The organism is Streptomyces sp. CNP082, assembly GCF_059570535.1.
On the sequence record NZ_JCANSZ010000109.1, the window covers coordinates 1 to 9278 of the forward strand.

The window sequence follows — 9278 nt, forward strand, 5'->3', positions numbered from 1 at the left end:
CCCGCCCCCACCCCGCCGCTCCCTACGACGACGGAGGGTCAGAACTCGCGGCTACCCGCCCGCCAGACTCGGGCAAATCTCCCACGGGGATCGACTTTCGCCCCACGGCGCGCACCCGCGGGCCGGTCGGCGCCGCATCCGCCCCCTGGAGCGTTGGGTATGCCCCTCGCCGTGACAAACTCGCGGTAACCCACCCACAAAATTAGGGCAAATCACCCACCGGGGCCGACTTTCGCCCACCTACGCGCACGTGGCGGACTCCCGGGCGCGCCGAGTGCGCGTAGGTCCGCGGTCCGGGCGGGAACGAGGGCCGATCGCCGCGGGCTCCGTGACAACGCCGGCGATAGCGGAAGGCGGCGCCCCTCCGTCCCCGGGCCGCGTCCGAGCGGGGACCAATGCTCAAAGCCCACGTCGAACGGCGCGCACACGAGCAGCAGCACCCCGACACCGCACCCCCGTAGCCCGGTCGTGCCCCCACGACGCGGTGCAGGCCACGCGCACCCCGAGCACGGCTGCCTCGAGTCCGAACACCGGCTTCACGCTGGGTGCGGCACATTCGCGCCGTTCGCAGCAACGGGGCCGCTGCCCGCGGCGGAAGCGCCGGCTACGGTCGCGGGCGAGCCCAGCGGCGGGGCCACGATCCGCAGAGTCATGGTGCCGGGTCCGCTCCACCACCCCGCAGGACGCCATCCACCTGCCGGGCACCGCAGGCTGAGCCACGGGCGACGGACGACCGGTCGAGACTGCCGACATCGCCATTCCTTCCGCCTGCGCGGACGCCCCGCGGGGGCGGAACGGGGGTACGGCGGCGAAGCGCTGTACCCGTTACGGCGCCCGGGGGCCCGGTATCCGCCTTGTGATGCGCACCCAGGGCGTGACCGCCCGCAGGTCCAACGCGCGCCCGGGGACGCGAAGAGCGAACGGCCCCCTACCGGGGGCCGTTCGGGTACCCGCGGGGCTGCCCGGGGGTACGGTTCTGGTGTCACCTCAGAACGCTGGAGTCAGTATGCCCGAGCACTCCGAAGAGCACATCGGCGACCGGCTGAAGAAGGTGCGCAAGCGCCGCGGCCTCAGCCAGCGTGGACTATCAGCCGCATCAGGCGTCTCGCTCTCGTGGATTCGCCAGCTAGAGCAGGGCACGGCGGTGGACACCAGGATGGAGACCGCGCACGCACTCGCACGGGCACTTCGCGTGCCGACCACCGATCTCGTCTGCCGCCCTGAGCCCTCGGCCGGCCCGACGCCGAAGCCCTGGCGACCGCTGCAGCAGGCTGTCGAGCAGCCGCCCGCCGTGCTGGAGGAGGAGCCTACGGCCGCCGGGATTGCCGCCCAACTGCCGGCCGTACGCTCAGCGTTCTTCGGCAACCGCATGTCCAAGCTGGTCGGCCTGCTCGCCCCTCTCCTCCGTGACGCTGATGCGCTCGATGACAGCACCGAAGCCCGCGCCGTGCGCGCCCACTTGCTGAACATCGCTGGCAGCACACTCACCCAGTCCCGGCAGTTCCAGGCAGCCGACACCGCTCTGCGGCGCGCGCTCGACGACGCCCCAGACCGGCTGCGCGCCGCCAGCGTCGTGACGACCTGGTGCTGGTTGCTCGTCAGGCAAGGCAAGTTCGATGAGGCCCGGAAGCTCGCTGTGAAGTGGGCCGATGACCTGGAGCCGCGGTTGTCGCGCGCGACGCCCGAGGACTTGGCCGCCTGGGGGTGGCTGCTGCTCCAGGCGTCGGCGTCTGCGCTGCGGGACAACCGCCGAGGCGAGGCCAAGGACGCGATGAAGATTGCGCACGCTCTCGGCGTCATGACGGGCGAGGAGTTGCCCCGTGGCGACGACCGGCTGGCGACCTGGGGGCCGGTCACCGTCGCCTACAAGCAGGCGGAGCACGGCGTAGTGCTGGACCGGCCAGACAAGGTGCTGAAGACCGCGAAGCGTTTGAAGGCTGCCGGGCCGGGGGCGAGCACCGAGTACTGGCGGCACCGTCTCGACGTGGCGAAGGCGTACACGATGATGCATCAGCACGACGCTGCGTTCGGCGTGCTCGCCGACGTCAATGGGAAGGCGCCTGAGTGGCTGGCCAACCAGAAGTACGCGCGGGACATCCTTGATGTGGTGGTCAGTCGGCGGCGGACGCTGACGCCGGAGATGCGTGAGCTTGCGGACGCCATCGACTTGCCTCTGTGAGTGGGTCTCTGACCAGCAGGTTGTCACGCTGACAGATACTTCCTGGCTGGCGTCGGGGCAAAGCACCATGGTGACCACACTCACGTAGCTTCTACGGTCGGTGACGACCTGATCACCGACGACAGGCGACGTCATGGACATCCCCCACGTCAGCACCCCCGCCCGGCCTGAGCCGCCGCCGGAGACCGCCCGCCCGCGCATGACGTTGCGGGTGTCCCGCGACGGCGGGCGTACCTGGGGGCGGGAGAAGAAGTTCTACACCCGCGATCTTCCGTCTCCTCCGAGTACCGGTGTCGATCCGCCGTGCGAGTGCCCGAGCTGCAAGGGGAAGTCGTGAGCGCCGTCGAGCGGCCGGCGCCGCCTTGCAGGCTCCCGCCGGTGGACCGTCGGCCCCGCCGTCCCGAGCCGTTCAACCCGCGGCCGGCGCTGGCCAGTCTCGGTGAAGGGCCGGACTGGCGCGGCTCCCCGCCGACCGCCCGGAAGGGAACGTCCTGATGCCCGCGGCGCTCGACCGCGACGGCCGGAAGGTTGTCGTCAATGACATGGACCTCGTCGCGCCGAGGCGCCTGAACTGCAAGAAGCCCGGCACCGTCGAGACGCTGCGCGTAGCCGCTTTGGTGGACATGCCGCCGGCGCCCCGCGCCTACTGGGCCTGCGCAACGCCGTGCATCACGGGCCGGGGAAGGCAGGGCAGATGACCTACGCCTACGGCACACGGATACCGCGCCTGATACCCGAGCGCACCGTGAACGCGAGCGACGCTGCCCCGGCACCCGGCTATGTGCGGTGCGCCCTGCTGGTCAACGCGCGGACGCGGGCGCGTATCTATCTCGACGAGCAGCGGGTGACGGCCGCGAACGTCGCGATCCGCCTGCACCCCCACCACTGAACTCCCGCCCCCTGGTCGCCTGTCCGATCCGCCAGGGGGCGGGCCTGGTGCCGCGTAGCGCCGAGCCCGCCGCCGAAGGAGGTGCAAAACTCGCGGCAACCCGCCCGCCAGACCAGGGCAAATCGCCCACGGGGATCGACTTTCGCCCCGCGGCACGCACCCACGGGCCAGCCGGCGCCACGCCCGCCCCGTGAGGCGTCTCCCATGCGCCTCGCCGTGACAAACTCACGGTAACCCGCCCACGAAACCAGGGCAAATCGCCCGCCGGAGCCGACTTTCGCTCACCTACACGCACCGGAGCAGGCCAACTCCGCTGGTGGGACGGCGTTGTCGGAGGGGCCGCATACCCTTGGGCGGGTGTGTGGGGGTGGTCTGTTGGGGGTTTCCTGGAGTTTCTTGGGTCGTGGCCCACGGCGGGGTGCAGGCAACGTGCACCCGGAGCGCGGCTGTCCCGAGTCCGAACACCGGCTTCACGCCGTGCGGCACATTCGCGCTGGGCGCGGCAACGGGGCCGCTGCCCGCGGCGGAAGCGCCGGCACGCTCGCGGGCGAGCCCAGCGGCGAGGGCCACGATCCGCGGAGGCATGGTGCCGGGTCCCCTGCACCACCCCGCGGGACGCCACCCGGCACGGCGGACGGTTCTCCATCAGGCGCGGCCGGGGCACCCCGCCACGGAAAGGAACGCGACCTGGCCAAGCCCGTAGGCCGGCGGCGCCCGCCGCTGGCCGCTTGCGCTAGCGGCGGAGACCTTGCCGGTCGTGATAGGCGCGGGCCGCGTACGACAGACGGCGGCGGCGTCTGGTGCGGGTCCAGATGAGGCGCGTGGAGATCGATGCCACGACCACACCGGTCGACGCGGCGCCGACGTAGAGCGGTGGGCCGTGCCAGCCGGCAGCGGCGAGGGCGAAGGTCGCCAGGTGGTACGTGATGCGGGCCAGCACCACCCACGCGAACACCGTCGCGCACGCGCGTACCACCGACCGGTCGCCCCACTCGCCCTCCTGCTGCGGAGCGTAGATGCGGGGCATCGTCCGAGTGTGGCACCCCGGGCCTGGGGGCGACAGGAGGCGTTGGTTCGCGTGCCCCGCATCCGGCCGATTACCGGTGGTGAGTCGGCGGGTTTCGCTAGCGTGCTGGGCGTGGACCCGGATTACGTTCTGCAGGGCGCGGTTGCCGGCGTGCTGGCGCGCGTCGTCGCCGATACGTGCGTACGGCTCGGGATCGGCCTGAAGGCGCTCGGCAACCGGGCGGTGAAGGAGGATCGGAAGCTCGTCGAGTGGTTCGACACGTACGAGCTGCAGGTGCCTGACTGCGATCTGCACGGCGATCCCCCCGAAGGCACGACGGAGGAGGCGCTGGGGGCGGCCGTCGCGAGCGACGAGTTCCACGCGGTCATCCACGAACTGCTCGCCGCCCGGGTCACGGACGCGCCGGAAGCCGATGTCCAGCGGCTGCGGAGCCTGCTGGAGGCCGGGTTGGCACCGGCAGATCCGCGGGCCGACTGGTCGGCGTTCGCGAATGCTCTGTTCGACTTCTACGACGAGCAGATCTCCGCCCTCGTCGGCCGTCTCCAGGGCGCGGGCGGGGAGTTGCTGCCGCGGCTGCGGAGCGAGGCGTTCTCGGCGCGCATGATCGCGTCGTTACGGGCCGTCGAGCGGAAGCTGGCGGCGTACGGCGAGCGCGACCTGGAGGGGGAGCGGGAGTACCTGCGGCGCTACCGGCAGCATGTGGTCGAGGAGTTCGGCAAGATCAAGCCGCCCGACTTCGAGCGGCGGCGCCGGGTTCCGATCGACGATCTCTACGTCGCGCCCAAGATCATGCTCATGGACTCGGCCACGTCCGAGGCGATCACCCTGTGGCAGCTCGGCGAGGCGCTGGACCGGACGGTCCTCCTCGGCGATCCCGGGGGCGGCAAGACGACGGCGTCCAGCGTGCTGATGCACTGGCACGCGACCTCCGCCGCCCGGCGGGTGCCCTTCCTCGTCACACTGCGGGAGTTCGCCGCACAGGACCCGCCGGAGCGGTCGGTCCTCGGCCACGTCGAGCACCGGCTGGAGACCTTCTTCCAGTGCCCCGCCCCTCCCGGTCTCGTCGACCGCCTGTTCCTCGCCGGCTCGGCGGTGGTCATCTTCGACGGCCTGGACGAGCTGACCGACACGACGCGGCGGGCCGAGGTCACCGCGCGCGTGGAGCGCTTCTGCGCGGAGTACCCGATGGTGCGGGTGCTGGTGACCTCGCGTCTCGTGGGCTACGACCAGGCGCGGCTGGACGAGGGGCAGTTCCGCCGCTATCAGATCGGCGGGTTCGACCGCGAGCGCGTACGGGAGTACGTGGCGAAGTGGTTCGCCCAGGAAGAAGGCGTCGGTCGCGACGAGGCCGAGGGCCTGGCTGCCACGTTCATGACGGAAAGCGACTCGATCCCCGACCTGCGCGCGAACCCGCTGATGCTGGCGCTGCTGTGCATCCTCTACCGGGGCGAGGGCTATCTCCCCCGCAACCGGCCGGAAGTCTACGAACAGTGCGCGAACCTGCTGTTCCACAAGTGGGACGCGCGCCGCAAGATTCACACGGAGCTGCGTGCCCGCCGTCACGTCGAGCCCGCACTGCGGCATCTGGCGCACTGGCTGTTCGTACGGCAGGAACAGGAGTCCGCCGTCACCGAGCGGGAGCTGATCCGGCAGACCGCGGGTTTTCTGCACGGTCGCGGCTTCGAGTCGGAGGATGAGGCGCGCGAGGCGGCGGCGGAGTTCGTCAAATTCTGCCGGGGCCGGGCCTGGGTGTTCAGCGACGCGGGGACGACTGCGGCGGGCGAGAAGCTGTACACGTTCACGCACCGGACATTCCTGGAGTACTTCACGGCCGGATATCTGGCGCGCCTGCACGACACCCCGGAGCAGTTGGCCAAGGAACTGGCACCGCGCATCATCAGGCAGGAGTGGTCGGTCGTCGCCGAACTCGCCCTGCAGATGAAGGACGGCATGGCCGACCAGGGGGCCGAGCGCTTCTACCGCAGCCTCCTCGGTGACAAGAGGTACAAGGCCCCGGAGAGCCGCAAGAATCTGCTCAGCTTCCTCGCCTCCGCGCTGATGTCAGTCGACCCGCCGCCGGCGATAGTCCGGGAGCTGTGCCGTCGCTGTCTTGACCACTTCTTCCAGGGCGATGCGAGCGAGGCGCTGCCGCTAGGTCTGCTGGCGTGCTCGGGACGCGCCTACCTGCCGATCCTCGGCGACGAGTTCAGGAAGCGCATCGACGACGTGGTCGCGGCCGGCGACGAGGCCGCCCGTACCACCGCGCTCAGCCTGGCACTTCAGTGCTACTCGCCCACCGCCGCGGGGGCCGTCGAAGACGATGTGATGGCCTTCTGGCACAACTTCGCCGAGGAGAGCCGGGGCAGATACGGCACGGAGTACGCGAACGCGGCGGGGTTGAGTGAGAACTTCATGTACGAGGCCGTGCGGCAGGGCACGATCCCGCCGGCTGATCTGCTCGCCGGGTCGGACGACTTTGACCATTTGATGAATGGGTCGTACGAAACCGGAGTGTTCCATGTGGGAAAGTTTCCCTTCCTTCTCATCGAAGCCTCGCACGCGATGGAGGGGTTGGAGCCGATCTCTCCGGGCCGGATGGCCGTTCTAAGGGCGGTTGGAGATCACCTGTCAGCCGGCGCCTCTCCACCATGGACACGTTGCAGGGGCACTCGCTGGCCTCCCTACACAAGGCCGCGGGCGCTCGGCGCGGCCACCGTGCAACTCGACGGCACCGCCTTTCTCGGGGCGGCAGTCCCTTACCTGATCTCGGTCGAGTGGAGCGACGAAAGCCCAACCATCCGCAAGGGGCACCCGGAGGATCTGGGCACGCTGGCGCCCCTCTACCCCTACATAGCCAGACGGCTCGGGTTCGAGCCGGACGCCGCACTCCCCGCGCTGCCCATCCGCGCCGACATGCAGGCGCTGTTCGAGGCGTGGGCGGACAAACGCCAGGACTTCGTCGACGAATCGAGGCGACGTCGATCCCGCCTGCCAAGGCAGGCCACGCGCTCCACGAGCGCACCCGCCGCCCCGCCTTCCTACATCTGGACCGCCCCCTAGAGCGGCAACCCCCGCCCGAACACCACCATCGCCCGCCCCGCCCCGTCGTAGTCCTCCGCCACCCGTGCCGTGAACCCCAGCCTGCGGTGGAACGCCTGCGATCCCGTGTTCCCCACCGACGTGATCGCCTTCAGCCGCTCCGCCCCCTGCCGCTGCGCCGCCGCCGCGAACGCCCCGTACAGCCGGCGTCCCAGGCCCGTGCCGCGGGTGTCGTCGCGGGTGGCGATCAGGTGGACGTACGCCGTGGCGGTCGGGGTGACGAAGCCGAAGACGTAGCCGCGGATGCCGTCCGGGGCGCGGGCGACCAGGCAGGTGTCGCCGAACTCCTGCACCATCGCCAGCAGATGCAGCGCGCGCAGGTCGCGGTCGCCCCAGTAGCGGGGGTGGTCGGCGAGCACCCGGTGGAAGTCGTCGGCGTCCGCCGGCTCGATGCGTGTGTCCTCGGTGGTACCCATGGTCTCCGTCCTCGCCGCCGGCCGGCGGCTACGGCGTGGTGTCCGCCAGGGCCTCGGTGATCTGGCGGGTCGTCTGGCGGGCGATGAGCGGGTTCGTCGCCGCGTACGCCGTGTACGCGCTGAGCCCCGTCGTCAGCGCCCAGCCACGTCCCCGTGTCCAGGCCGCGTCGTCCGCGCCCAGTGCCTCGCGGAACACCGCGCGCGGGCCCGCGTCCAGCAGGGTCCAGGCGACGACCAGGTCGCAGGCCGGGTCGCCGACGCCCAGGCCGCCGAAGTCGATGACGGCGCTCAACTGGCCGGCCCGGGTGAGGATGTTGCCGTTGTGCATGTCGCCGTGGAACCACACCGGCGGTCCGGCCCGGTCCCCCGCCTCAACGGCCGCCTCCGCCTCGACGGCCGCCTCCCACACGGCCGTCAGCGCGCGGCCGTCGAAGGCGCCGGCCGCGGCCACCGCCGCGATGTGCGCCCGCGTCGTACGGTCGCGGTCCCGCAGCGGTACGGCGGGGGAGAGCAGCCCGTACGACGTGGCGGAAGGCAGCTCCAGACGCCGCAGCGCGCCCAGGAACGCCGCCAGGTCCGCCGCCGCCTCCGCCGGGTCCGCCAGGCCGCCGGGGGTCGCCGTCTGGCCGTCGAGCCAGCGCGAGACCGACCAGTGCCACGGGTAGCCCAGCGCCGGCTCGCCCACCTCCAGCGGCGCCGGCACCGCCAGCGGCAGGTGCGGGGCGAGGCGGGGCAGCCACAGGTGTTCCTTCTCGGCCTGGCCCGCCGCCCAGTCGCCGCGCGGGAGGCGTACGGACATGGCGTCGCCGAGCCGGAAGATCACGTGGTCCGAGCCGCCGGGGCGCAGGGGGCGCAGCGGCAGGTGCGCCCACCGGGGGAACTGCGCCGCCAGCAGGCGCCTGGCCAGCTCCTCGTCGACGGCGGGGGCGAGGGCGGGGGTGGGGGTGACGACTGCGTGACCCGCGGCGGCACCCGCGGTGGTCTCGGACGGCAAACGACTCTCCTCCCGGCCTGCGGTCCGCCTCATCCCATCCCCCGGGCGCCCGCGCTGTCGACCGGTTTTCCTCCCCGCCGGGGCCGGACCCCGCCAGACTGGCGCGGTGCCCTTCCCCGACGAGCCCCAGGCGGCGGCCGTGCTGCCGTACCGGTCCCCGTGGCCGCGGGACTTCGCCCTGCTAGCCGGCGGGCTGCGAGCCGACGGCTCGGCGCGCCGGGCGTCGGGCGATTTCGCGTCCCGACTGGCGGACGCGTTTCCGGAGCTGGCGGCGTACGGGCAGGTCACGGCGCCGGCGACGGCGGTGCTGATGATCGCCGCGGAGCGGTGGGCGGCGGCGGCCGGGTGGGATCCGGCATAGACGCGTGACTCAAAAATCGAACACGTGTCAGAATAACTGCGTGACCCACACCTTCCCCGAAGACCTCGTCCAGACCCAGCGCGACTGGTACGCGGTGTACCGCAAGCTCGCCGAGGAGCCGCGGCACAGCGCCAGCGAAACCGCGGTCCTGCGGCGGCGATTGCTGCGGCTGTCGGTGCGGATGTCCACGCATCCGTACTGGCAAACGGCGGGTGGCCGGCTCCCCGCGGCCCGGATGGCGCTGAAGGAGGCCGCCTGGGCACAGACGCGGGCGGAGGCCGCCCGCAAGGGGTGACCGGCGGGCGTGCGGCGG

Annotated in this window: 9 protein-coding genes; 6 read left to right on the forward strand and 3 right to left on the reverse strand. The window is 71.8% G+C overall.

Features of this window, described 5'->3' with window-relative positions:
• The first annotated feature begins 1006 nt into the window (after positions 1 to 1006).
• The 3 genes from B124_RS36305 (at position 1007) to B124_RS36315 (ending at position 3068) form a co-directional block, all read left to right on the forward strand.
• Positions 1007 to 2179, forward strand: a complete 1173-nt coding sequence (locus tag B124_RS36305) for a helix-turn-helix domain-containing protein (protein ID WP_496507288.1) — start codon at positions 1007 to 1009, stop codon at positions 2177 to 2179.
• A 494-nt stretch (positions 2180 to 2673) separates the two neighbouring features.
• Complete coding sequence (locus B124_RS36310; RefSeq protein WP_496507289.1) at positions 2674 to 2877, forward strand: hypothetical protein; 204 nt, start codon at positions 2674 to 2676, stop codon at positions 2875 to 2877.
• A 47-nt stretch (positions 2878 to 2924) separates the two neighbouring features.
• A complete protein-coding gene (locus tag B124_RS36315) occupies positions 2925 to 3068 on the forward strand; it encodes a hypothetical protein (protein ID WP_496507290.1) in 144 nt (47 codons plus the stop codon).
• A gap of 733 nt (positions 3069 to 3801) precedes the next feature.
• On the opposite strand, the gene B124_RS36320 is transcribed toward B124_RS36315, so the two are convergent.
• Positions 3802 to 4095, reverse strand: a complete 294-nt coding sequence (locus tag B124_RS36320) for a hypothetical protein (RefSeq protein ID WP_496507291.1) — start codon at positions 4093 to 4095, stop codon at positions 3802 to 3804.
• Positions 4096 to 4206: 111 nt separating this feature from the next.
• Between B124_RS36320 and B124_RS36325 the strand changes: the two genes are divergently transcribed.
• Entirely contained in the window at positions 4207 to 7155 is a 2949-nt protein-coding gene (locus tag B124_RS36325; RefSeq protein WP_496507292.1) for an NACHT domain-containing protein, read from the forward strand.
• Here B124_RS36325 and B124_RS36330 read toward each other — a convergent pair.
• Both B124_RS36330 and B124_RS36335 read right to left on the reverse strand, forming a co-directional pair.
• Positions 7152 to 7610 carry a GNAT family N-acetyltransferase gene (locus tag B124_RS36330; RefSeq protein ID WP_496507293.1) on the reverse strand — a complete coding sequence of 153 codons (459 nt, stop codon included), beginning with the start codon at positions 7608 to 7610 and terminating at the stop codon, positions 7152 to 7154. The genes B124_RS36325 and B124_RS36330 overlap by 4 nt on opposite strands.
• Before the next feature lie 28 nt (positions 7611 to 7638).
• Positions 7639 to 8604 (reverse strand): aminoglycoside phosphotransferase family protein, encoded by a 966-nt coding sequence (locus B124_RS36335; protein WP_496507294.1) that lies wholly within the window; start codon positions 8602 to 8604, stop codon positions 7639 to 7641.
• A gap of 106 nt (positions 8605 to 8710) precedes the next feature.
• Here B124_RS36335 and B124_RS36340 point away from each other — a divergent pair, with 106 nt between their 5' ends.
• Complete coding sequence (locus B124_RS36340) at positions 8711 to 8965, forward strand: hypothetical protein (RefSeq protein WP_496507295.1); 255 nt, start codon at positions 8711 to 8713, stop codon at positions 8963 to 8965.
• 40 nt (positions 8966 to 9005) lie between these two features.
• Positions 9006 to 9260, forward strand: a complete 255-nt coding sequence (locus B124_RS36345; protein ID WP_496507296.1) for a DUF8825 domain-containing protein — start codon at positions 9006 to 9008, stop codon at positions 9258 to 9260.
• The last annotated feature ends 18 nt before the right edge of the window (positions 9261 to 9278 follow it).

Coding starts and splice junctions, on each gene's coding strand:
- B124_RS36305 (WP_496507288.1), top strand. CDS start 1,007: ATGCCCGAGCACTCCGAAGAGCACATCGGCGACCGGCTGAAGAAGGTG.
- B124_RS36310 (WP_496507289.1), top strand. CDS start 2,674: ATGCCCGCGGCGCTCGACCGCGACGGCCGGAAGGTTGTCGTCAATGAC.
- B124_RS36320 (WP_496507291.1), bottom strand. CDS start 4,095: ATGCCCCGCATCTACGCTCCGCAGCAGGAGGGCGAGTGGGGCGACCGG.
- B124_RS36330 (WP_496507293.1), bottom strand. CDS start 7,610: ATGGGTACCACCGAGGACACACGCATCGAGCCGGCGGACGCCGACGAC.